Raw genomic sequence first — 24,409 nt, 5'->3', positions numbered from 1 at the left:
TCAGCCACCCCACTCCGAAGGCACTCTGTCAGTCCGCGTCCGTAGACTGGGCCCCGTGAGTGAGACCGACCCCTTCGACGAGATCGTCGCCGCCGAGACCGACCGAGACCCCGACCTCGCGGTCATCGAGGCCGGCAGCCGCACCCTGCGCACCCAGGGCGGCCCGCCGGAGGCCGACGTGCCCGCACGCCCCGAGAACCCCGAGGTCGACAAGGCTTTGCGCGAGGTCGAGGCGGAGCTCGCCACCCGCTGGGGCGAGACCAAGCTGGAGCCCTCGGTCAGCCGCATCGCGGCGCTGATGGACCTGTTGGGTGAGCCGCAGCGGTCGTACCCCTCGATCCACATCACGGGGACGAACGGCAAGACCTCCACGGCCCGCATGATCGAGGCGCTCCTCGGCGCCTTCGAACTGCGCACGGGCCGCTACACCAGCCCCCACGTCCAGTCGGTCACCGAGCGCATCAGCCTGGACGGCGCCCCGATCTCCGCCGAGCGGTTCATCGAGACGTACGAAGACATCAGGCCGTACATCGAGATGGTCGACGCTCAGCAGCAGTACCGGTTGTCCTTCTTCGAGGTGCTGACCGGCATGGCGTACGCCGCCTTCGCGGACGCGCCGGTCGACGTGGCCGTCGTCGAGGTCGGCATGGGCGGCTCCTGGGACGCGACCAACGTCATCGACGGCGATGTCGCCGTGGTCACCCCCATCGACCTGGACCACACCGACCGGCTCGGCGAGACGCCGGGGGAGATCGCCGTCGAGAAGGCCGGGATCATCAAGCAGGACGCGACCGTCGTCCTGGCCCAGCAGCCGGTCGACGCGGCGCAGGTGCTGCTGAAGAAGGCCGTCGAGGTCGACGCGACCGTCGCGCGTGAGGGGCTGGAGTTCGGGGTCGTCTCCCGGCAGGTCGCCGTCGGCGGGCAGCTGGTGACCCTGCGCGGTCTCGGCGGTGAGTACGAAGAGGTGTACCTGCCGCTGCACGGCCCGTACCAGGCGCACAACGCGGCCGTGGCGCTGGCCGCCGTGGAGGCGTTCTTCGGGGTGGGTGCCCAGCGTCCGGACCGCCTGGACATCGACACCGTCCGCAAGGCCTTCGCGGCCGTCTCCTCGCCGGGCCGCCTCGAAGTCGTACGGCGTTCCCCGACCGTCGTCCTGGACGCCGCCCACAACCCGGCCGGCGCCCGTGCCACCGCCGAGGCGGTCGGCGAGGCCTTCGACTTCAGCCGGCTGATCGGCGTGGTGGGCGCGAGCGGCGACAAGAACGTGCGGGGGCTCCTCGAGGCCTTCGAGCCGATCTTCGCCGAGGTCGTGATCACCCAGAACTCCAGCCACCGGGCGATGGACGCCGACGAACTCGCCGCGATCGCCGTCGAGGTGTTCGGCGAGGAGCGGGTCCAGGTCGAGCCGCGGCTGCCGGACGCCCTGGAGGAGGCGATCACGCTGGCCGAGGAGGACGGCGAGTTCGCGGGCGGCGGTGTGCTGGTCACCGGGTCGGTGATCACGGTCGGCGAGGCCCGGCTGCTGCTGGGAAGGGGCTGAGTCGCAAGCCATGCGTACGCTCTGTGCATCGACCCTGATCGGCGAGTTCTTCGTCGTCGGCTTCGCCGGGCTGGTCGCCATGAAGGACCCCGACCTGGCCACGTCCACGGTGTGGACGGTCAGCGGCATCGCCATGTTCCTGTGCCTCGCCCTGTGCGGGGTGGTGACCCGGCCCGGCGGCGTCGCCCTCGGCTGGGCGTTCCAGATCGCCCTGATCGCCTCCGGGTTCGTCATTCCGACCATGTTCTTCATGGGCGCGATCTTCGCGGCCCTGTGGTGGGCCTCCGTGCACTACGGCCGGAAGATCGACGAGGCGAAGGCGAGATTCGCCCGCCAAGCCGACCAAGCCGCCCAACCCGACCGAGCCCCCCTGGCGGACTCCTCTACACCTGACGCTGTGTGACGAGCGCACCGACACGCCCTGTAATGTCGTCCCACCGCACATGTCAGCAGGTTAGGAGCCCCTCGTGAGCCAGCGCACCCTCGTCCTCCTCAAGCCCGACGCCGTCCGTCGTGGCCTGACCGGCGAGATCATCAGCCGTATCGAGCGCAAGGCCGGCTGGCAGATCACCGCGCTGGAACTGCGCACCCTGGACCAGGACACGCTGGAGCAGCACTACGGGGAGCACAAGGGCAAGCCCTTCTACGAGCCGCTGGTGGAGTTCATGGCGTCCGGTCCGGTCGTCGCGCTGATCGTCGAGGGTGAGCGGGTCATCGAGGGGGTACGCCAACTGGCGGGACCGACCGACCCGATCGCCGCCGCGCCCGGGTCCATCCGGGGGGACTTCGGTGTCATCGTCCGCGAGAACCTCATCCACGCGTCCGACTCGGAGGAGTCCGCCGAGCGCGAGGTGAAGATCTTCTTCCCCGGCCGCGCATAGGTCCCGTGCGTAGGTTTGGTGGCAATTTCTGAGGGCGTGTCAGCTCGCTCTCCCCTCTGACCTGGGGCGGCCGGACCTTTTCGGCCGTCCCTCGGCATATGCGCGCCGATCGGGGGAACGAGTGCCCCCTATGGACCGTCTCCACAAGCGAGGCGGTGTTTGATCTGCTGACAATGGCGAAGACCCTCGCGCAGTGTTCGTGCAGGCGCGTCTACGATGGAAGCCTTCACGTCACAGCACCCACTTCGCCGACCTGAAAAGCCCTCAAAAGCTCCCAGGAAGGCCAGACGAATCCTGATGGGGAACTCAATGTCGTTCATCGGCCGTGACATGGCTGTCGACCTCGGGACCGCCAACACGCTGGTGTACGTCAGGGGTCGCGGGATCGTACTCAACGAGCCGTCCGTCGTCGCGATCAACACGAACACCGGTGGAATTCTGGCAGTCGGTGCCGAGGCCAAGAAGATGATCGGGCGGACCCCCGGCAACATCGTTGCCGTGCGGCCGCTGAAGGACGGCGTGATCGCCGACTTCGAGATCACCGAGCGGATGCTCCGCTACTTCATCCTGAAGATCCACAAGCGGCGGTATCTCGCGAGGCCGCGCGTCGTCGTGTGTGTCCCCTCGGGCATCACCGGTGTCGAGCGCCGCGCCGTCATCGAGGCGTCGTCCCAGGCCGGCGCCCGCCAGGTGCACATCATCGAGGAGCCCATGGCGGCCGCCATCGGTTCCGGCCTGCCGGTCCACGAGGCCACGGGCAACATGGTGGTGGACATCGGCGGCGGCACCACGGAGGTCGCGGTCATCTCCCTCGGCGGCATCGTCACCGCCCAGTCCATCCGTGTCGCGGGCGACGAGCTGGACAACGCGATCATCCAGCACATCAAGAAGGAGTACTCCCTCCTGCTGGGTGAGCGGACAGCCGAACAGATCAAGATCACGATCGGTTCGGCGTACGACCTCGACGCTGACGAACACACCGAAATCCGCGGCCGGGACCTCGTCTCCGGGCTGCCCAAGACCGTCGTCATCTCGGCCGCCGAGGTCCGCAAGGCGATCGAGGAACCCGTCAACGCCATTGTGGACGCCGTCAAGACGACCCTCGACAAGTGCCCGCCGGAGCTCTCCGGCGACATCATGGACCGCGGCATCGTCCTCACCGGCGGCGGCGCCCTGCTGCGCGGACTCGACGAGCGGCTGCGCCGGGAGACCGGCATGCCGATCCACATCGCCGAGGATCCGCTGGACAGCGTGGCGCTCGGCTCCGGGAAGTGCGTCGAGGAATTCGAGGCGCTCCAGCAGGTGCTGGACGCCCAGCCGCGCAGATGACGTAACTCTTCGATTCCGCCGTACGAGATGATCTGCTCTCGTACGGCGGATCGTTGATATAGAGGCATAAGCTCCCACAAACGCAACTCCAATAAGAAGGGCACGGCCGCCGCACGTGAGGGACACACGAGAGAGCCGGCTGCTCCTGGTGCTGCTGATCGCCGTCGCGTTCGCGCTGATCACGGTCGACATCCGTGGCGGGGAGGACTCGCCGGTCGACGGTGCCCGCCAAGGCGCGGCCGCCGTGTTCGGCCCCATCGAGAACGGTGTGTCAGCCGCGGTCGACCCGGTCGGAAACGCCGTCTCCGCCATCCGCGACTCCGGCGAGCGGCACGACCGGCTCGCCGAGCTGGAGAAGGAGAACTCCGCCCTCAAGGCGAGACTCGGCAGCGACGACCGCAACTCCAGCCGTCTCAAGCAGCTCGACAAGATGCTGAAGCTCTCCGGCGAGGGCCAGTACGGCATCAAGGGCGCCCAGGTCATCGCCATAGGAGCGGCCCAGGGCTTCTCCTGGACCATCACCATCGACGTCGGCGCCAACGACGGCATCAAGCGCGACATGACCGTCCTCAACGGCGACGGCCTGGTCGGCCGCGTCACCACCGTCGGCCCGAACACCGCCACCGTGCTCCTCGCCAACGACCCCGACTTCACCGTCGGCACCCGCATGGAGGCCACCGACGAACTCGGGTTCGCCTCCGGCCAGGGCGACCGCCCGCTGCGCGTCGAACTCCTCAACGGCAAGGCCGAGATCAAGAAGGGCGACCGCCTGGTCACCTTCGGCTCCCAGGCCGACAAGCCGTTCGTACCCGGCGTCCCGGTCGGCGTGGTCTCCCGCGTCGACCCCTCCGGCGGCGACCTCACCCGCACCCTCTACGTCACGCCGTACGTCAGCTTCAGCAAGCTCGACATCGTCGGCGTCGTCGTCCAGGCCCCGAAGAAGGACCCGCGCGACAGGGTGCTGCCCGCACAACCGAAACCGACGCCCACGCCGACCGTGACGGTCACCGTCACCCCGTCCGCCAACGCGCCGGTCGGCGGCCAGATCCAGCAAGAGCAGTAGGAGCTGTAGTCATGCGCGTCAACCGGATCCTGCTGTCCGCCGCCCTGATCGTGGTCGCCCTCGTCGTCCAGGTGAGCGTCCTCGCCCGCCTGCACCTCCCGGGCGCCGTCCCCGACCTGCTGCTCCTCACCGTCCTCGGCCTCGCCCTGGTCTACGGCCATGTCGGCGGCGCCCTCGTCGGTTTCGCCGCCGGTCTCCTCGCCGACCTCGCCCCGCCCGCCGACCACGCCGCCGGGCGTTACGCCCTGGTGCTGTGCGTCATCGGCTACCTCGCGGGGCTCGCCAAACCGGAGAACGGCAGACTCAAGTCGGCCACAGGCCCCATGGTCGTCGTGGTCGCCGCCGCCATCGGCACCACCCTGCTGTACGCGGGTGTCGGCGCCCTCGTCGGCGACACCGCCGCCCGCCATGTCGGCCTCCCCAGCCTGCTGTTCACGGCCGCCCTGTACGACCTGCTGCTCGCCCCGTTCGTCGTTCCCGGCATCATGGCGCTCGCCCGCCGGGCCGACAACGACCCGCTCGCCGAGGCCGGTTCCGCGGCCAAGTCGACGGACATCTCCTCGGGCTGGCTCTCCTCGGGCACGGGCTTGAAGATCGGCGGTCAGCGGGGCGGCCTGGGCAGCCTGAAGACCAAGGCGCGCACCCGTACCGCGCGGGTGGGCCGCATCAAGGGGGTCAAGCGGCTGTGACCCCACGGGAGTCGGCGGACCGCGTTCACAGCTTCGCCGTATATGACACGTACACACACTGAGAGGGGGCGGCAGCCGCAGTGACCAATATCCCCGAGACCGGACGGACCCCACGGGTCCAGATCCGACTCGTCGTCATCCAGATCCTGGTGCTGTCCCTCCTCGGCACCCTCGGCGGCCGCCTCTGGTACCTCCAGATCCGCGAGGGCGACGCGTACGCCAAGGAAGCCTCCGGGAACCACGTCCAGCAGGTCGTCGAGCCCGCCGTACGCGGCTCGATCCTGGACGCCCGCGGAGTGCCCCTGGCGGACAACGAGACCCGGCTCGTGGTCTCCGCCTCCCGCACCGACCTGCTGAAGATGAGGGACGACGGCAAGGCCGTCCTCGCCAAGCTGGCCAAGGTCCTCGGGATGCCGGCCAAGGACGTCATGCTCAAGGTCCGGCTCTGCGACGCGAAGACCCCCCAGCCCTGCTGGAACGGCTCGCCCTACCAGCCCATCCCCATCACCGACGAGGCCACCCCGAAGCAGGCCCTGCAGATCCGCGAGCGCGCCGAGGACTTCCCCGGCATCACCGCCGAGCCCGAGGCCGTGCGCCGCTACGCCGCCCCCGGCAAGTCCAACGCCGCTCAGGTCCTCGGCTACCTCTCCCCGGTCACCGACGACGAGATCACCAAGGCCCAGGACACCGACTCGCCCTACCTGCGCTCCGACCAGGTCGGCCGCTCGGGTCTCGAGCGCCAGTACGACAAGGCACTGCGAGGCAAGGCCGGCGTCACCCGCTACGAGGTCGACAACCTCGGCCGCGTCATCGGCCAGGCCGAGGCCGACGAGGCCCAGCCCGGCGCCAACCTCGTCACCAGCATCGACGCCCGCGTCCAGCGCGTCGCGGAGTACGAGCTGAACCAGGCGATGAAGATCGCCCGCACGCAGTACGACAAGATCACCGGCGAGAACTACAAGGCCGACTCCGGTGCCGTCGTCGTGATGGAGGCCAAGACCGGCCGGATCGTCGCCATGGCGTCCGCCCCGACCTACGACCCGAACGTCTGGGTCGGCGGCATCTCCGCCAAGGACTACAAGAAGCTCACCGGCAAGGGCTCCGACTACCCGCTGCTCAACAGGGCCATACAGGGTCAGTCCGCACCCGGTTCGACGTTCAAGGTCGTCTCCACGGCGGCCGCGGTCGAGGCCGGATACGTGTGGGACGGCGGCTACCCCTGCACCAGCTCGTACTCCGTGGGCGGCCAGGTCTTCAAGAACTTCGAGGGCGAGAACTTCGGCCCCATCTCCCTCGGCCGCGCCCTGGAGGTCTCCTGCGACACCGTCTTCTACGGCCTCGCCGACCGGGAGTGGAAGAAGGACGGCGGCATCAACCCCAAGAAGGGCGAGCCGAAGGACTACTTCTACAAGGCCGCCCACCAGTTCGGCCTCGGCAAGGAGACCGGCATCGACCTCCCGAACGAGGTCACTGGGCGTGTCCCCGACCGCCAGTGGAAGGAGTCGTACTGGAAGGCCAACAAGGACGCCTGGTGCAAGACCGGCAAGAAGGACGGCACCTACGTCGAGAAGATCGCGTACGAGAACTGCCTCGAAGGCAACAAGATGCGCGAGGGTGACTCCATCAACTACTCCATCGGTCAGGGCGACACCCTCGTCACCCCGATCCAGGAGGCCAGGATCTACGGGGCGCTCGCCAACGGCGGCACCATGTACCAGCCGAGCATCGGCAAGGCGATCATCAGCGCCGACGGCAAGACCGTCCAGGAGATCAAGCCCAAGCCGACCGGGAAGCTTCCGGTCAGCCAGGCCACCCTCAAGGGCATGGACGCCGCCCTGGAAGGCGTCGTCACCCGCGGTACGGCCGCCTGGAAGTTCGGCGGCTGGCCGCAGGACAAGATCCCGCTGCACGCCAAGACCGGCACCGCCGAGGTCTACGGCAAGCAGACGACGTCCTGGCTGGCCACGTACTCCAAGGACTACACGGTCGTCATGACGATCGCCCAGGCCGGTACCGGTTCCGGCGCCTCGGGTGAGGCCGTGCGCAAGATCTACAACGCCATGTACGGCGTCTCGGCCGACGGCACCATCAACAAGAAGAACGCGCTCCTGCCGACCCCGCAGACGAGCCTGCCGAAGATCCAGACCGACGGGACCATCAAGTCCCCGAAGATCGCCAAGGACCCGGCCAAGGACCAGCGGGCGAGCCAGGAGGCCACGCCCCAGCCGGACGAGACACAGCAGGGCGCGACCGTGAACACGCCGACCAACGGGAACCGTGACACCCGCAGGCGGCGCCGCAACAGGGGGAGCCGGAGGATGCTCACATGACCGGGGCGAACAGCTTCCAGGTCTCCGGGTACGGCCCCGCACGCGCGGGCTGGACCCGGCTGCTGGCCCGCGACTCGCTCGCCCGCCGGCTGGACTGGCCGATACTGTTCTCGGCCCTCGCCCTGTCCTTGATCGGCTCGATCCTGGTCTTCTCGGCGACCCGCAACCGCACCGAGATCAACCAGGGCGACCCGTACTTCTTCCTGATCCGCCACCTCATGAACACCGGCATCGGGTTCGCCCTGATGATCGGCACGGTGTGGGTCGGCCACCGCACCCTGCGCACCGCCGTGCCCCTGCTGTACGGCGCCTCGGTCTTCCTGCTCCTGCTGGTCCTCACCCCGCTGGGCTCCACGGTCAACGGCGCCCACTCCTGGATCGTGCTCGGCGGCGGGTTCTCGCTCCAGCCCTCGGAGTTCGTGAAGATCACGATCATCCTCGGCATGGCGATGCTGCTCGCGGCCCGGGTCGACGCGGGCGACAAGCCCTACCCGGACCACCGCACGGTGCTCCAGGCCCTGGGCCTCGCCGCCGTACCGATGCTGATCGTGATGCTCATGCCCGACCTCGGGTCGGTCATGGTCATGGTCATCATCGTGCTCGGTGTGCTGCTCGCCTCCGGCGCCTCCAACCGCTGGGTCTTCGGGCTCCTCGGCGCGGGGACGCTCGGCGCGCTCGCCGTGTGGCAGCTCGGGGTGCTCGACGAGTACCAGATCGCCCGCTTCGCCGCCTTCGCCAACCCGAGCCTCGACCCGGCGGGCGTCGGCTACAACACCAACCAGGCCCGCATCGCCATCGGTTCGGGCGGCCTCACGGGCGCCGGGCTCTTCCACGGCTCGCAGACCACGGGCCAGTTCGTGCCGGAGCAGCAGACCGACTTCGTCTTCACCGTCGCCGGGGAGGAACTGGGCTTCGTCGGCGCGGGCCTGATAATCCTCCTGCTCGGGGTCGTCCTGTGGCGGGCCTGCCGGATCGCCCGCGAGACGACCGAGCTGTACGGCACGATCGTGGCCGCCGGGATCGTCGCCTGGTTCGCTTTCCAGGCCTTCGAGAACATCGGCATGACCCTCGGGATCATGCCGGTCACCGGTCTGCCGCTGCCGTTCGTGTCGTACGGCGGATCGTCGATGTTCGCCGTGTGGGTGGCGGTGGGGCTGCTGCAGTCGATCAGGGTGCAACGGCCGATGTCGGCGTAGGCCGCCTCGTCCGGGTGGCGGTCGGCCCCCTGCCGGAACCGGGGGACGACCAGTAGATTTGAATCATGGCGGACACAAAGCGGGAGATCGAACGCAAGTATGAGTCCGACGACAGCGGCCTGCCCGACCTGACCGGAGTCGCCGGGGTCGAGGCCGTCGTCGACAAGGGAGTCGCACAGCTGGACGCCACCTACTACGACACGCCCGACGAACGCCTCATGACGTCCTCGATCACCCTGCGCCGCCGCACGGGTGGATCGGACGCGGGCTGGCACCTGAAGTTCCCCGTCTCCGAGGGCGTGCGCGACGAGATCCGGTCCCCGCTCTCCGACACCCTCCCCGACGAACTCGCCGCGCTGGTCCGCTCCCGCGTCCGGGACGTCGAACTGCTGCCCGTCGTCCGGCTCCGTTCCGCCCGCGACGTGCGCCACCTCCTCGACGCGGACGGCCGGCTGCTCGCCGAGGTCAGCGTGGACGCCGTGCACGCCGAGCGGCTCAGCGGCGGAGTCGGCGACGCCCAGTGGACCGAGATCGAGGTGGAACTCGCCGACGGCGGCGACCCGGCCTTCCTCGACAAGGTGGAGAAGCGGCTGCGCAAAGCGGGCGTACGGCCGTCCGGGTCCTCCTCGAAGCTGGCCCGGGCCCTCGCGGAGACCGCGCCCAGGAAGAAGCGCCCCGTCACCGCGGACCCGGTGACCGCCGGCGACCATGTCCTCGCGTACGTGCGCGCCCAGCGGGACGCGATCGTCGAACTCGACCCGGCCGTCCGCCAGGACGCCGAGGACTCCGTGCACAGCATGCGCGTCGCCACCCGCCGACTGCGCAGCACCCTCAAGTCGTACGGCAAGGTCCTCGACCGGGCCGTCACCGACCCGATCAGCGACGAGCTGAAGTGGCTGGCCGGCGAGCTGGGCGTGGACCGGGACCGTGAGGTGCTCAGCGAGCGTCTGTCGACGGCCCTCGACGAGGTGCCCGTGACGTTGGTCTCGGGGCCCGTGACCGAACGTCTGAGCGTCTGGTCGGGGGGCAACCCCGGCGGGGCGAGCGCGCGGCTGGTCGGCGTGCTGGACTCCCGGCGCCATCTCGCCCTGCTCGACGCCCTGGACGCGTTGATCGCCGACCCGCCGCTGCTGAAGGCGGCCGGGAAGAAACCCCACAAGGTGATCGCCAAAACCGTCCGGAAGGACTTCCGCAAGGTCTCCGGGCTCGTCGGTCAGGCCCTGGAGCTGGAACCCGGCACCGACCGGGACGTCGCGATCCACGAGGCCCGCAAGAAGACCAAGCGCACCCGCTACGCCGCCGAGGCGGCCCGCCCGTCCCTCGGCGATCCCGCCAAGACCATGGTCAAGTCCATGAAGGCGCTCCAGAACCTGCTGGGCGAGCACCAGGACAGCGTGATGGCCCGGCAGACCCTGCGCGAGCTGTCCGCCGTCGCCCACGCGGCGGGGGAGAGTGCCTTCACCTACGGGCTGCTGTACGGGCGTGAGGAGCAGCGGGCGGCGGCGGTGGAGGCCGAGCTGCCCGGGTTCTGGGACGGGATCAAGGGGGAGGCGGACGCCCTGTGACCCCGCGGGCGTACGGGGGGTGGGCGCGGCCGCGTTAGGCTAGATGGTCACCCCTGTCCGTCCATGGAAGTGCGAGATGTCAGCCGAAACCGCCGCGTCGGTGTTCCCGCAGCTCGAAGCTCTGCTCCCGCATGTGCAGAAGCCCATCCAGTACGTCGGCGGTGAGCTCAACTCCACCGTCAAGCCGTGGGAGTCCTGCGACGTCCGCTGGGCACTGATGTACCCGGACGCCTACGAGGTGGGTCTGCCCAACCAGGGCGTCATGATCCTCTACGAGGTCCTCAACGAGCAGGAGGGCGTCCTCGCCGAGCGCACGTACAGCGTGTGGCCGGACCTGGAGGCGCTGATGCGGGAGCACCACGTCCCGCAGTTCACGGTGGACAGCCACCGCCCGGTGGGCGCCTTCGACGTGTTCGGCCTGTCCTTCTCCACGGAGCTGGGCTACACGAACATGCTCACGGCACTGGACCTGGCGGGCATCCCGCTGGAGTCCCGCGACCGTGGCCTCGACGACCCCATCGTGCTGGCCGGCGGCCACGCGGCCTTCAACCCCGAGCCGATCGCGGACTTCATCGACGCGGCGATCATCGGCGACGGCGAGCAAGCCGTCCTCGACATGACGAAGATCATCCGCGAGTGGAAGGCGGAGGGCCGGCCGGGCGGCCGCGAGGAGGTCCTCTTCCGCCTCGCGAAGACGGGCTCGGTGTACATCCCGGCGTTCTACGACGTCGAGTACCTCCCGGACGGCCGTATCGCCCGCGTGGTCCCCAACAAGTCGGGCGTCCCGTGGCGCGTGTCCAAGCACACCGTCATGGACCTGGACGAGTGGCCGTACCCCAAGCAGCCCCTCGTGCCCCTCGCCGAGACGGTCCACGAGCGCATGTCCGTGGAGATCTTCCGCGGTTGCACCCGGGGCTGCCGCTTCTGCCAGGCGGGCATGATCACCCGCCCGGTCCGCGAGCGCTCCATCACGGGCATCGGCGACATGGTCGAGAAGGGCCTGAAGGCGACGGGCTTCGAGGAGGTGGGCCTCCTCTCGCTCTCCTCGGCGGATCACTCGGAGATCGGTGACATCGCCAAGGGCCTGGCGGACCGGTACGAGGAGGACAAGATCGGGCTGTCCCTCCCCTCCACCCGCGTCGACGCCTTCAACGTCGACCTCGCGAACGAACTGACCCGCAACGGCCGCCGCTCGGGCCTGACCTTCGCCCCCGAGGGCGGCTCGGAGCGCATGCGCAAGGTCATCAACAAGATGGTCTCGGAAGAGGACCTCATCCGCACGGTCTCCACGGCGTACGGCAACGGCTGGCGCCAGGTGAAGCTGTACTTCATGTGCGGCCTGCCGACGGAGACGGACGAGGACGTCCTCCAGATCGCCGACATGGCGACGAAGGTGATCGCCGAGGGCCGCAAGGTCTCCGGCCAGAACGACATCCGCTGCACGGTGTCCATCGGCGGCTTCGTCCCCAAGCCGCACACGCCCTTCCAGTGGGCCCCGCAGCTCTCCGCCGAGGAGACGGACGCCCGCCTGCAGAAGCTCCGGGACAAGATCCGCGGCGACAAGAAGTACGGCCGCTCGATCGGCTTCCGCTACCACGACGGCAAGCCGGGCATCGTGGAGGGCCTGCTGTCGCGGGGCGACCGCCGCATCGGCGCCGTCATCCGGGCCGTCTACGAGGACGGCGGCCGCTTCGACGGCTGGCGCGAGCACTTCTCCTACGACCGCTGGATGGCCTGCGCCGACAAGACGCTCCCCGCGTTCGGCGTGGACGTCGACTGGTACACGACCCGCGAGAAGACCTACGAGGAAGTCCTCCCGTGGGACCACCTGGACTCGGGGTTGGACAAGGACTGGCTCTGGGAGGACTGGCAGGACGCCCTCGACGAGACGGAGGTCGAGGACTGCCGGTGGACGCCTTGCTTCGACTGCGGGGTGTGTCCTCAGATGGACACGGCTATACAAATCGGACCGACCGGGAAGAAGCTGCTTCCGCTGACGGTCAAGAACGCGGGTCCGGCGCCGGCTTCGAGCGGTCATACGCACTGAGGTGAGCGAGGCGTTGCGGCGCATTGTGGATGCCCTCGGGGACGGCAGCGAGGAGGAGACGGCTGCTGTCCTGAGGGCGCTTGGGGCGGAGAGTGGGCGGCGGGCGGTTGTGCGGGAGGCGGCGAGAACGCCTCTGCCGCCCGCTGGAGGCTCGGCGACTGTCCATTCCGAGGTGGAGTGGGTCTGAGGTGGTTGTGGGCCCCGGTATAGCCCTGTACCCGGTGGCTGTCGCCTGAGTGGCTGCTCTTGGTTCGCGGCGGGCCTCATGGCTTTCCTAGCGTGGCGATATCCGCTACGGAGGAGGCGCCATGTCAGCGAGCGAGCCGCCAGGGGGTAATCCGCGGTGGGGAAGTCCTGGGCAGGCCTCTTCCCCTCCCGGGCAGTGGACCTCGCCTCCTGGGCCACCGCAGAAGAAGCGACGGGGCCGTGGCTGTCTCTGGGGGTGTGCCGGTGCCCTGGCCGCGGTGGTCGTGATCGTCATGGTTGTGCTGGTGATCGCGTCGGGGGACAAGGGCGAGAGCACCACTTCTGCGCCCAGTGCGAAGCCCACTGCGAAGACACAGCAGAGGCAGACACGGGAACCGGCAGGGGAACGAGCTGACCTCATCAGCTTCCAGCTCGACGACCGCTCGCAAGCCGGCATCACCGACATCTGGCTCGTCTGGATGATCAAGAACAGCAGCGGCGAGAAGTCCAACTACTCCTGGGACTGGGAAGCGGTCGACGCCGGCGGCACTCGCTTGGCGAACGGTTCGCAGCTGGAGACCAACGTGCAACCGGGCCAGACGGCTCGGGGCGAGTACCCCACGACGCTCAAGAGCGTGAAGGGCATCAAGCTCAACGTCACCAGCTTTGACCGGACTGCCAGCTAATGAACTGAACAAGCGGCTGAGTCCTTTTCTGGGCAAGCGGACCCGCCCGATTCGCGGCCTTCCATCTCGCGTGCGAACCTGAATTCATGATCAGGCGACCGCCTCGGCGCCTGCCTGTGGGGGTGAGGGCACGGACGGGTGGCCGCCGGGCGGGGACGCTCGAAAGGAGTTGGCCACATGGTTCCTGTCACCGCGTCATCTGTGCGTATCGAAGCGTTTCTCGACCCGCGACTGTCCAGATTGCTGTGGCTGGTGAAGTGGCTCCTCGCTGTCCCGCACTACATCGTGCTGTTCTTCTTGTGGATTGCGTTCGTCTTAGTGACCGTCGTCGCGTTCTTCGCCATCCTGTTCACCGGTCGCTACCCCCGATCCCTCTTCGACTTCAACGTCGGCGTACTGCGCTGGAACTGGCGTGTCAGCTATTACGCCCACACCGCGCTCGGCACCGACCGGTACCCCCCGTTCACCCTCGCGGATGTGCCCGACTACCCAGCGCATTTCGACGTCGCCTATCCCGAACGTCTCTCCCGCGGCCTGGTCCTCGTGAAGTGGTGGCTCCTGGCGATCCCGCAGTACATCGTCGTCGGGATGTTCGTCGGTGGCTGGGGCTCGGGAGAAGCGGACAGTTGGCGCGGCGTGGGCCTGATTCCCTTCCTCTCCCTGGTCGCCGTGATCATCCTGGCGTTCACCGCCCGTTACCCGGTTCACCTCTTCGACTTCCTGCTGGGCCTGGCCCGCTGGGCCGCACGGGTGGTGGCCTATGCCGCACTGATGACCGATGAGTACCCACCATTCCGCCTCGACATGGGCGGGCAGGACTCCCCGCTGGCAAAGACCTCGGGGAACGGTTCCGGTCGGTAGTACAAGCAGGCAAGCAAGGGGCTGTGGCGGCTGCGTTTGTTGCGGTCGGTGCTTCGCATGCTCACCCTGGGTCTCCTTTCGGTCATCTCGCTCGCCGGCTGCATGATTCGTCGGACGCGTAGCCACGATTACTGGCATGGCGACTTCGGGGGCGAGAAGCAGTCGGTTCGGTGGTTTGGGGCAGTGGTGGGGTGTCCTGGCTGGGGCGCTTCTCATCGCGGCATGGATCAACGCGGCAGCCGGCCCAGTGGTGATCGTCACCCTGTCGGCTTTGGTCGTGCTCTGGTCCTTCTTCCAAGCTCCGGTGACCTGCGGGGCGCCCGTCCGAGGACGGACCGACGGTTGCCGTAACAACGCCACCGGCATCCTCATGGGCTGCCACATTCATCAACACCGCTGGCAGAAGCTCAAGATGCTGATCTTTCGGCGCCGCGTGCGCGAGTTCTGCTCTGGGCTGTTCTCGGACGGCAAAGCCACCCTCGTCACCCTCGCAGCGCTGGGCAGCTTCCTTTCCGGGCTGGTGGCGCTGATTCCAGGCGTTGCTGTCTGACGCGACCGCGCGGGCTTCCGGAGTAGGTGGCGGGCGACTGCCCAAGTCGTCGGTGGGCGCCTGCTACGGCTGGTGGAGTTGGGGGCGGAAGGGGTGGAGCATGTCCTGGCCCGGCTGGACGATGCCGTAGCTGCTCTCGGGTACTTCGTTCCAGGCGCCGGGCAGGTCGCCCAGTGGCTCGGACACGACGAGGCGGGTCTCGTCCCCGACCTCTCGGAGGAACTCGGTGTCGGGGTGGAGTGCGCGGAGGGAGTCCACCCTGGCGCTGTAGAACAGGGACCGCGACGAGCCCTCACCGGAGTAGCGGAAAGCCCACAGACGATCACCGTCGGCGAGGGCGACGGACATCTGCAGGGGGTGGGGGACACCGTGTCTGCGTGCCGTCTCCTCGATCAGGCCGGCCATGCGGGCCACGGCACCCGGCGGGTCCTCGGCGAGACCGAAGGTCAAGGCCAGGTAGAACATCAGCTCGGAGTCGGTGGAACCCTCCATCTCGGGGTAGAGGGCCGGGTCGACGGCCAGGGCCAGGTCACGTCTGAGCCGATGGAATTCGTTGATCATGCCGTTGTGCATCCACAGCCAGCGATCCCGTCGGAAGGGGTGGCAGTTGGTCTGCTGGACGGCTGTTCCGGTCGTGGCCCTGATGTGGGCGAAGAACAGACCCGAACGCACGTGGTGAGCTACTTCCTGCAGGTTCCGGTTGTTCCAGGCAGGGCCCACGTCCCGTAGGACCGCCGGTGTGGTGAGGTCCTGTGCGTACCAGCCGACGCCGAAGCTGTCGCCGTTGGTGGTCTCCACTCCCAGGCGGGAGTGCAGGCTCTGGTCGGTCAGATTGTGTCGAGGCTCGAACAGGACGTGGCTGAGAAGGACCGGCGTGCCTGAGGAGGCGATCCAGCGGCACATGTGGGCACTCACCTTCCTCGACCAAGGACGGCGACACTCCTGCGACCAGTACGGATCGCCCGGGCGGGGGAGCAGGGCGTGAAGCGCTGCCCCCCGTCCGGGCGTCGGGCTCAGCGCGCGGCGCCCGGGTTCGGGCCGTAGAGCGCTGCGATGTCCTTCGATGTGGCCCAGCGGCTGTAGGTGGGGGACTGGGGCCAGCCGTCCGGGGAGTCCTGCCATTCCTCCTGGCGGCCGTAGGGGAGGAGGTCGATCAGGGCGAAGGTGTGGCTGAGTTGCTCGGTGCCGCGGCCGCTCGTGTGCCAGGTGCGGTAGACGGTGTCGCCGTCGCGCAGGAAGACGTTGACCGCGAATCCTCCGTCGGGCGGGGCGCCGACGTCGGTCCCGAACGGGCTGTTCGCTGTCGAGTACCACGGCATCCTGTTGCCCACCCGCTCCTTGTAGGCGAGGACTTCCTCGATCGGACCCTGGGTGACGACGACGAACCGTGCGTCGTAGTTGTCCAGGAACTCCAGGCGGGTGTACTGCGAGGTGAAGCCGGTGCAGCCCGGGCACTGCCATTCCTGGCCGGTGAACCACATGTGGTTGTAGACGATCAGTTGCCGCTTGCCCTCGAAGACGTCCGCCAGTCGTACGGGGCCGTCCTCGCTCTCCAGTGTGTAGTCGGGCATCTCGACCATCGGCAGACGGCGACGCTCGGCCGCGATGGCGTCGAGTTCCCGCGTGGCGGCCTTCTCCCGGGCCCGCAGTGCTTCGAGCCGGTGCTCCCATGTCGCGGTGTCGACGACGGGAGGCAGTGCGTGTGCGGTCATGGGTTCCCTCACAGAGTGCGTGCGCAGCTTTCTCTTGTGCAGAGGCAGACCCTGTCGGGCTCCGGAAGTCATCGGTCGAGAGAGGGGGAGGGCCGTCGGCGTGGCGGCCTCCCCCTGGCATCCCGCTGCCGGCAGCGCTACTTGCTCGCGGCGAAGCGCATCAGGGCCAGTTCGTCGCCCTGCTTGATCTTGCCGGTGGTGTTGATGACCTCGAGCTTCCAGGTGGTGCCGACCCGGACCGCCTTGGCGACCGCGCAGCCGTTGTCCGTGGTGAGCATGCTCGGCCAGATGTCGGCGACCTGCTGGGAGCTGCCGCCGGTCGCGTCGTAGACCTTGAAGCTGACGTTGCGGGCCTTCTGGAAGGAGCTGCCCTTCTTGTAGGCCGCGGCGACGAAGACGATCGACGTGATGTGCGGCGGGATCTTCGCGAACTCGACGGTGACCGTCTCGTCGTCGCCGTCCCCGTGGCCGGTCTGGTTGTCGCCGCTGTGGAGCAGGGAGCCGTTGCCGATGGGGTCGAGCGAGTCGAGGCCCGCCAGGCGCACCGGGTCGCCGTCGTGCATGGCTATGGCGATCAGGTCGAGATCCGTGCCGGTCTTGCGGCGGAGCTTGCCGATCACCCCACCGCTGGCGCCCGCGGTGGGATCCCAGGAGACCCCTATGGACAGATGGGTCACGCCGTCCAGGTCGGCGGGGCCGTCTTCCTTCGTAAGCGTAATCATGGGGACATAGTGCACGGGCTCTCGCCGAGGTCCCAGGGCGGACCCACCCTCACGGCCGGGACCTGGGGCCCGTGTAAACCCGTGGCCGGGCGGCCCGCGGTCTCGCCATCATGGGCTGATGCCGCAGCTGACCCCGCCCGACGTCCGCTTTCACGCCTCCTACCTCGACGCCGTACGGGAGTTCACCGAGGCGGGCCTCGACCCGGCCGTGCTGGAGAGTGGGCAGCTCGGGGGGTACGAGAAGACGTGGCGGGAGCCGGCGGCATTCGCGGCCTTCGTGGACATGCTGCGTGCGGAGACGGAGCAGCCCCGCAGGCCGGACTGGGTGCCGATGACGAACCTCTGGTACGTCGACGGCGACACCTTCCTCGGCAGGCTCTCGGTACGGCACCGGCTCACCCCGTACCTGCTGGAGCTCGGCGGTCACATCGGATACGTGGTCCGTCCCGGCGCCCGGCGACGGGGACACGCCACCGCCATGCTCGCGGCCGCGCTGCCCGTCTGCCGTCAACTGGGCATCGACCGTGCCCTGGTCACCTGTGACGCCACCAACACCGCGTCTCGTAAAGTGATCGAGGCCAATGGGGGAGAATTCGAGAACCGGCGCGGCGTAAAGCTTCGGTACTGGATCCGGACGGGGAACTGAGGCGTCTACGTCGTTATGGACCTGGAGAAGCAGCCCGCGCCGCATGCGTCCGGGCCCGAGGGATGTCTGACGGTCGCGATTCGCATCCCCGTACGCATCATCGTGCTCGTGCTGGTCGTGCCCGTGCGGATCGTGTGGGACGCGGTCGTGGTCGTGGGGCGGTTCCTGCGCGACAGCGTGCTGCGGCCGCTGTGGCGGGCGCTGGTCGTCTGGCCCTGCGTGGCCCTGTGGCGATACGTGGTCGTGCCCCTCGCCAAGGCGGTCGGATGGCTCGCCAAGGTGCTCGTGGGCATCCCCGTGGTGTGGCTGTACCGGTACGTGCTGACGCCGGTCGGGCACGGCATCGCGTGGGCCGTGCGGGGGATCGTGGCCGCGCTGGTGTGGGTGTACGCGCGCGTGCTCACCCCGGTCGGGCACGGAACCGTGTGGGCTTTCAAGGGTCTGGTCGCCGGGCTCGTCTGGAGCTTCACCCTGGTCGGGCACGGCATCGCGTGGGTGGTGCGGGGGATCGTGGCCGGCCTGACATGGGTGTACGCGCGTATGTGCACCCCCGTCGGGCACGCGATCCTGTGGCTCCTCAAGGGTGTCGGTGCCGTGCTCGTCTGGATCTTCACGCCGATCGGGCGCGCGATCGTCTGGTGCGCCAGGGGGCTCGCATGGCTGGCGGGCGCCGTCGCCACCGGGATCGGTGTCGCCCTGTACTGGATCGCCCGGATCCTGCTCGTCCTGCCCGCCGTCGCCCTGTGGCGCTGGATCCTCGCGCCCGTGGGAAGGGGCCTCGCCGCCGTCGGCCGGGTCCTCGCCGTAGTCGGCCGGGAGGTGGGGGACGCGCTCGGGCACGCCTGGCGGATCGCCGGGCACCTCTCGCTGGCCGTCGGACGGTTCCTCGGAACCCTCTTCAGGTGGATCTTCGTCGAGCCGGTGCGCTGGGTGTATAGCGAGGTCCTGACCCCTGTCGGGCACGTGATCCGGGACATGGTGCTGCGTCCTGTCGACGAGGCCGCGCGCAGTGTGGGGCGGATCACCCGGGCCACGCTCGCCTCCGCCCGTGAGTCCGTACGGCAGGCCCGCGCCGACTTCCGGCGGATGCTCTTCGGCGATGCCGCGGTGACCCGTGAGCGTGAGGCCGTGGCCCGGCGGGAACCGACGGGCGCCGACACACGTACTCTTGGTAGTAGTACGACCGCACTCACGAAGGACTGAGCGACACTGGGCAAGCGACAGCCCGAAGGCCCGCCGCCCGCACCGGCGGTGCAGCGCATCCGACTGCGCTACACCAAGCGCGGCCGCCTCCGGTTCACCAGCCACCGTGACTTCCAGCGCGCCTTCGAGCGGGCGCTGCGCCGTGCCGAGGTGCCCATGGCGTACTCGGCGGGGTTCACGCCACATCCGAAGGTGTCGTACGCCAATGCCGCACCCACCGGCACGGGCAGTGAGGCGGAGTACCTGGAGATCGCGCTCACGCAGGCGCGCGACCCGGAGAAGCTCCGGCTCCTCCTCGACGAGTCGCTGCCCGCCGGGCTCGATGTCGTCGACGCGGTCGAGGCCCGGACCTCGGGACTCGCCGACCGGCTGACCGCTTCCGTGTGGGAGCTCAGGCTGGACGGCGTGGATCCGGCCGAGGCCGAGCGCGCGGTCGCCGCGTTCGACTCCGCCGAGGCGGTCGAGGTCCAGCGCACCACCAAGAACGGCCTCCGGACCTTTGACGCCCGCCCCGCGGTCGTACAACTGGAAACGCAGAGTGAACCTGCTGATAGGCCGACCGACCAGCCCTGTGCGATACTGCGGCTGGTTGTTCGGCACGTGACGCCTGCCGTTCGACCCGACGACGTCCTGTCCGGTCTCCGCGCCGTGGCCGACCTGGCGCCGCCGGTCCCCGCAGCGGTGACCAGGCTGGCGCAGGGGCTGCTCGATGAAGAGACCGGCACGGTGACCGACCCGCTCGCGCCCGACCGCGAGGCAGTCGAGGCCTACTCAACGGCCGAACCGACTGCCGCCGCGAAGGCACCGGCGTAAGGAAGGTCCCGCGAAGGACGGGCGTCGTAGCGCAGCCCTCGGACTCGGGAGCCACCTGGGTCGGGCAGCGCACTGACCACAAGACTTTCGCCAGGCCGTACCCAACAAGGGCGTACGGAACCGGCGAGACAGGACACAGAGAGCTCCCGTGCGGCGCCCGCGCCCCGGACGGCGGCACCGCGCATCGCGCGAGCCGCGGACGTCACCGGCATCCTCGCCGGACCAGGCGCGGCGCCCGGGAGCCTGACGGGAGACAAGCCCGCATGCTCGAACCGACCGAACCCATCGAGGGTTCCGAACAGAACACTCCCAGCGACACGCTGCCGCCGCGCCGTCGGCGCCGTGCCGCGTCCAGGCCGGCGGGTCCGCCGGTCGCCGCCGCCCCGGGCGGCGAGGAGGTCGTCGCTCCGGCCGTCGCGGCCGCGGAGGCGGAGGACCTCGTCACGGACGAGGAGGAGAAGCTCGACGAGACAGTCGAGAACGCCGGGAACGTCGAGGCGGAGGAGCCGGCCGAGGCTGCCGCGCCCGCCGGGCGTCCGCGTCGGCGTGCGACGCGTCGGGCGTCCGCCCCTGCCGGGGCGCCCGCTGCGGCCGAGGCCGCCGAGACCGTGGTGCCCGTGGTGGCCGCCGAGGCGCCCGCCGAGACCGCGGCCGCGGACAGCGCGCCCGCCGTCGAGGCCGAGGAAGCTGCTCCGCCCGCCGGGCGTACCCGCCGGCGCGCGACCCGTCGGGTGTCCGCACCCGCCGGTGCCTCCGCCGCCGACGAGTCCGCCGAGACCGTGGTGCCGGTGACCGCCGAGACGCCTGCCGCCGCCGAGAGCGCCGCCGAGGCGCCCGCCGCCGAGACCGCCGCGCCCGCGGGGCGTACGCGTCGCCGGGCTTCCCGGCGTGCCGCCGCGCCCGCCGGTGCTCCGGAGGCCGTGGAGGTTGAGGAGTCCGTCGAAGCGGCGCCTTCCGCCGAGACCGTCGAGCCGGTGGCCGCGGAAGCGCCCGCCGAGACCGCCGATGCCGAGGACACGGGCCCGCGTCGTACCCGCCGCCGTGCCACGCGTCGCGTCTCCACGCCCGCCGGCGCTCCCGAGGGCGAGGCCGTCGAGACCGCGCCGTCCGAGCCGGTCGCTGCGGCCCCCGCCGTGCAGGAAGCCGCCGCCGAGGCCCCCGCCCCCGCCGCCGAGGAGGCCGCCCCGCGCCGTGGTCGGCGTCGGTCCGTCCGTCAGGCCGCCACCGGGTTCTCCGAGCCCGCGCGGCGCGCCGCCGGTACGGGTGCCGAGGACCAGGACGAGGACGGGTCGGCGCGTCGGCCCGCGCGTCCCGCGGTCGCCGTGTTCCAGGCGCCCGTCTTCACCGAGCCGCAGTTCCAGACCCCGCAGCGGGCCGCCGCCGAGGCCGCCGCGGAGGCGGAGGCCGGGCCGAGCGAGCCGGCCGAGTCCGTCGAGCCGGTCGAGGAGATCGCCGAGGAGCAGACCGGTTCGCGGCGCCGCCGCCGGCGTCGGGGTGCCGTCGACGAGCCCGAGGCGCAGGAGACCGTCGCCGAGGCCGTCGTCGAGGACGAGGAGGCGGACGAGACCGCCGAGGACTCCGTCGACGAGGACGAGGCCGAGGAGACGGGGTCGCGCAGGCGCCGTCGTCGCGGTGGCCGTCGTAGGCGCCGGGGCGATTCCCCCGAGGCCGCCGGTGACGAGGACTCCGAGGACGCCGACGAGTTCGCGGCCGAGCAGTCCGGGCAGTCCGCCCAGGACGAGGACGGTGCCGAGGACGACGAGGACGACGAGGACGCCCGTTCGGACGAGTCCGGCGGCTCCAGCTCCAGCAGCCGTCGCCGCCGTCGCCGCAGGCGTCGGGCCGGTGACTCCTCCGTCGACACCGAGCCCGGTGACAGCGACCCCGAGCGGACCGTCGTCAAGGTGCGCGAGCCCCGTCCCGCACGGGAAAGGGGCGCCGAGCCGTCCGACGAGGTGCAGTCCATCAAGGGCTCGACCCGTCTGGAGGCCAAGAAGCAGCGCCGGCGCGAAGGCCGTGAGCAGGGGCGTCGCCGCGTCCCGATCATCACCGAGGCCGAGTTCCTGGCCCGCCGCGAGGCCGTCGAGCGTGTGATGGTCGTCCGGCAGAGCGGTGAGCGCACCCAGATCGGCGTCCTCGAGGACGGTGTGCTCGTCGAGCACTACGTCAACAAGGAGCAGGCCACCTCGTACGTCGGCAACGTCTACCTGGGCAAGGTCCAGAACGTGCTGCCGTCGATGGAGGCAGCCTTCATCGACATCGGCAAGGGCCGCAACGCGGTGCTGTACGCCGGTGAGGTCAACTTCGAGGCGCTCGGCATGGCCAACGGGCCGCGCCGCATCGAGTCCGCGCTCAAGTCCGGCCAGCCCGTGCTCGTCCAGGTCACCAAGGACCCGATCGGGCACAAGGGTGCGCGTCTGACCAGCCAGGTCTCCCTCCCGGGCCGCTACCTCGTGTATGTCCCCGAGGGCTCCATGACCGGCATCAGCCGCAAGCTGCCGGACACCGAGCGCGCGCGTCTGAAGACCATCCTCAAGAAGATCGTCCCCGAGGACGCGGGCGTCATCGTGCGCACCGCCGCCGAGGGCGCGAGCGAGGACGAGCTGCGCCGCGACGTCGAGCGGCTCCAGGCGCAGTGGGAGGACATCCAGAAGAAGGCCAAGAGCGGCAACGCCCCGACGCTGCTCTACGGCGAGCCGGACATGACCGTCCGGGTCGTCCGCGACATCTTCAACGAGGACTTCACCAAGGTCGTCGTCAGCGGTGACGAGGGCTGGGAGACCATCCACGGATACGTCTCCCACGTCGCGCCCGACCTGGCCGACCGGCTGTCGAAGTGGACCTCCGAGGTCGACGTCTTCGCCACGTACCGGATCGACGAGCAGCTCGCCAAGGCGCTGGACCGCAAGGTCTGGCTGCCCAGTGGCGGTTCGCTGGTGATCGACCGGACCGAGGCGATGGTCGTCGTCGACGTCAACACCGGCAAGTTCACCGGCCAGGGCGGCAACCTGGAGGAGACGGTCACCAGGAACAACCTGGAGGCGGCCGAGGAGATCGTGCGTCAGCTCAGGCTGCGCGACCTCGGTGGCATCATCGTCATCGACTTCATCGACATGGTCCTGGAGTCCAACCGGGACCTGGTGCTGCGGCGCCTCCTCGAGTGCCTGGGCCGGGACCGGACCAAGCACCAGGTCGCCGAGGTCACCTCGCTGGGCCTGGTCCAGATGACCCGTAAGCGGGTCGGGCAGGGTCTGCTGGAGTCCTTCTCGGAGACCTGCGTCCACTGCAACGGCCGCGGTGTCATCGTGCACATGGAGACGCCGACCTCCGCCGGTGGCGGCGGCAAGCGCAAGAAGCGCGGGCGCGGCGGCGACGGGCACGAGCACACGCACGAGGCCGTGGCCGTCGTGGAGGCGCCGGAGGACATCGAGGTCGAGACCGAGGCGGAGCTCGCCGCCGAGGTGGCCGAGCCGATCGCGCTCACGCCGGCCGAGTTCCAGCCGGACGAGGAGCTGTACAGCAGCGTCGCCGAGGCGGAGGCCGCGGCCACGCGCGGGCGTGGCCGTCGCAGGGCGAGCCGCCGGGCGTCCTCTCCGGCCGGTGCCCCGCGGGGTGCCGGGTCCAGGAGGCCGGGCGGTGCCGAGGCGCCGGCCGACCAGGAGAGCCCGGTGTCCGAGGACGTCGAGGTGCCGACCGCTCAGGCCGTACCGGCCGAGGTGGAGGCCGTACGCCCCGTGCAGCCGGAGACGGCCGCCGAGGCGCAGGCCGAGCCGGTCGCGGCGGAGGACCCGGTCGTCGAGGCCGCGCCCGTCGTCGACGAGGCTGCACCGAAGGGCCGTACCCGGCGTCGCGCCACCCGCAAGGTGTCCGCGCCCGCGGGGTCGCCCGCGGGGGCGGAAGTCGCAGTGGTGACGGTCGCCGAGACCTCGCCGGTGGCCGCGCCGCAGGCCGAACCGGCTCCGGCCGCTCCGGCCGAGACCGAGGTGGCCGCCGAGAGCGCGGCCCCGGCCCGTCCGCGCCGCCGTGCCGTCCGCAAGGCCACCGCGCCCACCGCGTCCGAGGAGGCGGCCGTCGTGGTCGTGCCTTCGGCCGAGGCGACGGCCGATGCACCGGCCGAGGTGACGGTCGACGCGGAGGAGTCCGCCGAGGAGGCGGCTCCGGCCAAGAAGACGGCCCGTAAGACGGCCAAGAAGGTCACGGCGAAGAAGGCCGCGACCAAGAAGGCCACGGTCGCCAAGAAGACGGTCGCGAAGAAGACCGCCGCCAAGAAGACGACCGCCAAGAAGGCGACGTCGAAGAAGACGGTGGCGGCCGAGCAGCAGCCGCCGCGGTCCGTCTCGATGCAGACCGACGAGGCCTGACAGGTGACCTGACAGATGGCCTGACGGAC

At 69.9% G+C, this 24,409-nt stretch carries 20 protein-coding genes; 17 read left to right on the top strand and 3 right to left on the bottom strand.

Annotated elements, in window-relative coordinates:
* The first annotated feature begins 55 nt into the window (after positions 1 to 55).
* The 13 genes from ABZT06_RS12270 to ABZT06_RS12210 all read left to right on the top strand — a co-directional run bounded on the left by ABZT06_RS12270 (position 56) and on the right by ABZT06_RS12210 (position 14,923).
* On the top strand, positions 56 to 1,540 hold the full coding sequence (locus ABZT06_RS12270) for a folylpolyglutamate synthase/dihydrofolate synthase family protein (protein ID WP_355738792.1): 1,485 nt from the start codon (positions 56 to 58) through the stop codon (positions 1,538 to 1,540).
* 10 nt (positions 1,541 to 1,550) lie between these two features.
* Complete coding sequence (locus tag ABZT06_RS12265) at positions 1,551 to 1,943, top strand: DUF4233 domain-containing protein (protein WP_355738789.1); 393 nt, start codon at positions 1,551 to 1,553, stop codon at positions 1,941 to 1,943.
* Positions 1,944 to 2,007: 64 nt separating this feature from the next.
* Positions 2,008 to 2,421: a nucleoside-diphosphate kinase gene (ndk, locus tag ABZT06_RS12260; protein WP_007382017.1), complete on the top strand. Its 414-nt coding sequence runs from the start codon at positions 2,008 to 2,010 to the stop codon at positions 2,419 to 2,421.
* Between the two features lie 309 nt (positions 2,422 to 2,730).
* Positions 2,731 to 3,750, top strand: coding sequence for a rod shape-determining protein (locus ABZT06_RS12255; RefSeq protein ID WP_004931372.1), 1,020 nt, complete (start codon positions 2,731 to 2,733; stop codon positions 3,748 to 3,750).
* A 115-nt stretch (positions 3,751 to 3,865) separates the two neighbouring features.
* Entirely contained in the window at positions 3,866 to 4,813 is a 948-nt protein-coding gene (gene mreC / locus ABZT06_RS12250) for a rod shape-determining protein MreC (RefSeq protein WP_355738784.1), read from the top strand.
* 11 nt (positions 4,814 to 4,824) lie between these two features.
* On the top strand, positions 4,825 to 5,502 hold the full coding sequence (gene mreD, locus ABZT06_RS12245; protein WP_355738781.1) for a rod shape-determining protein MreD: 678 nt from the start codon (positions 4,825 to 4,827) through the stop codon (positions 5,500 to 5,502).
* 80 nt (positions 5,503 to 5,582) lie between these two features.
* Complete coding sequence (gene mrdA, locus ABZT06_RS12240) at positions 5,583 to 7,832, top strand: penicillin-binding protein 2 (protein WP_355738779.1); 2,250 nt, start codon at positions 5,583 to 5,585, stop codon at positions 7,830 to 7,832.
* The gene (gene rodA / locus ABZT06_RS12235) at positions 7,829 to 9,028 is read left to right on the top strand and encodes a rod shape-determining protein RodA (protein ID WP_355738776.1); all 1,200 of its coding nucleotides are present in this window, start codon (positions 7,829 to 7,831) and stop codon (positions 9,026 to 9,028) included. Before mrdA ends, rodA begins: the two co-directional genes overlap by 4 nt.
* Positions 9,029 to 9,093: 65 nt before the next feature.
* A complete protein-coding gene (locus ABZT06_RS12230) occupies positions 9,094 to 10,593 on the top strand; it encodes a CYTH and CHAD domain-containing protein (RefSeq protein ID WP_355738773.1) in 1,500 nt (499 codons plus the stop codon).
* A gap of 76 nt (positions 10,594 to 10,669) precedes the next feature.
* Positions 10,670 to 12,640: a TIGR03960 family B12-binding radical SAM protein gene (locus ABZT06_RS12225; RefSeq protein WP_355738770.1), complete on the top strand. Its 1,971-nt coding sequence runs from the start codon at positions 10,670 to 10,672 to the stop codon at positions 12,638 to 12,640.
* Between the two features lie 464 nt (positions 12,641 to 13,104).
* Positions 13,105 to 13,512: a hypothetical protein gene (locus tag ABZT06_RS12220; protein ID WP_355738767.1), complete on the top strand. Its 408-nt coding sequence runs from the start codon at positions 13,105 to 13,107 to the stop codon at positions 13,510 to 13,512.
* Between the two features lie 177 nt (positions 13,513 to 13,689).
* Positions 13,690 to 14,373: a DUF4389 domain-containing protein gene (locus ABZT06_RS12215; protein WP_355738764.1), complete on the top strand. Its 684-nt coding sequence runs from the start codon at positions 13,690 to 13,692 to the stop codon at positions 14,371 to 14,373.
* Between the two features lie 136 nt (positions 14,374 to 14,509).
* Complete coding sequence (locus ABZT06_RS12210; RefSeq protein WP_355738761.1) at positions 14,510 to 14,923, top strand: hypothetical protein; 414 nt, start codon at positions 14,510 to 14,512, stop codon at positions 14,921 to 14,923.
* Between the two features lie 63 nt (positions 14,924 to 14,986).
* On the opposite strand, the gene ABZT06_RS12205 is transcribed toward ABZT06_RS12210, so the two are convergent.
* The 3 genes from ABZT06_RS12205 to ABZT06_RS12195 form a co-directional block, all read right to left on the bottom strand.
* Positions 14,987 to 15,826, bottom strand: a complete 840-nt coding sequence (locus tag ABZT06_RS12205; RefSeq protein WP_355738758.1) for a class II glutamine amidotransferase — start codon at positions 15,824 to 15,826, stop codon at positions 14,987 to 14,989.
* A gap of 110 nt (positions 15,827 to 15,936) precedes the next feature.
* Positions 15,937 to 16,635, bottom strand: a complete 699-nt coding sequence (locus tag ABZT06_RS12200; protein ID WP_355738755.1) for a DUF899 family protein — start codon at positions 16,633 to 16,635, stop codon at positions 15,937 to 15,939.
* 137 nt (positions 16,636 to 16,772) lie between these two features.
* Positions 16,773 to 17,357, bottom strand: coding sequence for a TerD family protein (locus tag ABZT06_RS12195; protein ID WP_355738752.1), 585 nt, complete (start codon positions 17,355 to 17,357; stop codon positions 16,773 to 16,775).
* Positions 17,358 to 17,475: 118 nt separating this feature from the next.
* On the opposite strand from ABZT06_RS12195, the gene ABZT06_RS12190 reads away from it, so the two are divergent.
* The 4 genes from ABZT06_RS12190 to ABZT06_RS12175 all read left to right on the top strand — a co-directional run bounded on the left by ABZT06_RS12190 (position 17,476) and on the right by ABZT06_RS12175 (position 24,380).
* Positions 17,476 to 18,003, top strand: a complete 528-nt coding sequence (locus ABZT06_RS12190) for a GNAT family N-acetyltransferase (RefSeq protein WP_355738749.1) — start codon at positions 17,476 to 17,478, stop codon at positions 18,001 to 18,003.
* A gap of 15 nt (positions 18,004 to 18,018) precedes the next feature.
* Positions 18,019 to 19,206: a hypothetical protein gene (locus ABZT06_RS12185; protein WP_355738746.1), complete on the top strand. Its 1,188-nt coding sequence runs from the start codon at positions 18,019 to 18,021 to the stop codon at positions 19,204 to 19,206.
* A 48-nt stretch (positions 19,207 to 19,254) separates the two neighbouring features.
* Positions 19,255 to 20,019: a TIGR03936 family radical SAM-associated protein gene (locus ABZT06_RS12180; RefSeq protein WP_355738743.1), complete on the top strand. Its 765-nt coding sequence runs from the start codon at positions 19,255 to 19,257 to the stop codon at positions 20,017 to 20,019.
* A 263-nt stretch (positions 20,020 to 20,282) separates the two neighbouring features.
* Entirely contained in the window at positions 20,283 to 24,380 is a 4,098-nt protein-coding gene (locus ABZT06_RS12175) for an Rne/Rng family ribonuclease (RefSeq protein WP_355738740.1), read from the top strand.
* The last annotated feature ends 29 nt before the right edge of the window (positions 24,381 to 24,409 follow it).

Origin of the sequence: Streptomyces sp. NPDC005483, assembly GCF_040606035.1 — a bacterium.
In the GTDB taxonomy this organism is placed as follows: Bacteria; Actinomycetota; Actinomycetes; order Streptomycetales; family Streptomycetaceae; genus Streptomyces.
This window is presented reverse-complemented; position numbering and strand designations above follow the sequence as displayed.

Bases quoted from the DNA above. Each gene is read 5' to 3' on its own strand.
- ABZT06_RS12265 (WP_355738789.1), top strand. From the start codon at position 1,551: ATGCGTACGCTCTGTGCATCGACCCTGATCGGCGAGTTCTTCGTCGTC.
- ABZT06_RS12255 (WP_004931372.1), top strand. From the start codon at position 2,731: ATGTCGTTCATCGGCCGTGACATGGCTGTCGACCTCGGGACCGCCAAC.
- mreD (WP_355738781.1), top strand. From the start codon at position 4,825: ATGCGCGTCAACCGGATCCTGCTGTCCGCCGCCCTGATCGTGGTCGCC.
- rodA (WP_355738776.1), top strand. From the start codon at position 7,829: ATGACCGGGGCGAACAGCTTCCAGGTCTCCGGGTACGGCCCCGCACGC.
- ABZT06_RS12230 (WP_355738773.1), top strand. From the start codon at position 9,094: ATGGCGGACACAAAGCGGGAGATCGAACGCAAGTATGAGTCCGACGAC.
- ABZT06_RS12225 (WP_355738770.1), top strand. From the start codon at position 10,670: ATGTCAGCCGAAACCGCCGCGTCGGTGTTCCCGCAGCTCGAAGCTCTG.
- ABZT06_RS12215 (WP_355738764.1), top strand. From the start codon at position 13,690: ATGGTTCCTGTCACCGCGTCATCTGTGCGTATCGAAGCGTTTCTCGAC.
- ABZT06_RS12210 (WP_355738761.1), top strand. From the start codon at position 14,510: ATGGCGACTTCGGGGGCGAGAAGCAGTCGGTTCGGTGGTTTGGGGCAG.
- ABZT06_RS12205 (WP_355738758.1), bottom strand. From the start codon at position 15,826: ATGTGCCGCTGGATCGCCTCCTCAGGCACGCCGGTCCTTCTCAGCCAC.
- ABZT06_RS12200 (WP_355738755.1), bottom strand. From the start codon at position 16,635: ATGACCGCACACGCACTGCCTCCCGTCGTCGACACCGCGACATGGGAG.
- ABZT06_RS12195 (WP_355738752.1), bottom strand. From the start codon at position 17,357: ATGATTACGCTTACGAAGGAAGACGGCCCCGCCGACCTGGACGGCGTG.
- ABZT06_RS12190 (WP_355738749.1), top strand. From the start codon at position 17,476: ATGCCGCAGCTGACCCCGCCCGACGTCCGCTTTCACGCCTCCTACCTC.
- ABZT06_RS12185 (WP_355738746.1), top strand. From the start codon at position 18,019: ATGGACCTGGAGAAGCAGCCCGCGCCGCATGCGTCCGGGCCCGAGGGA.
- ABZT06_RS12175 (WP_355738740.1), top strand. From the start codon at position 20,283: ATGCTCGAACCGACCGAACCCATCGAGGGTTCCGAACAGAACACTCCC.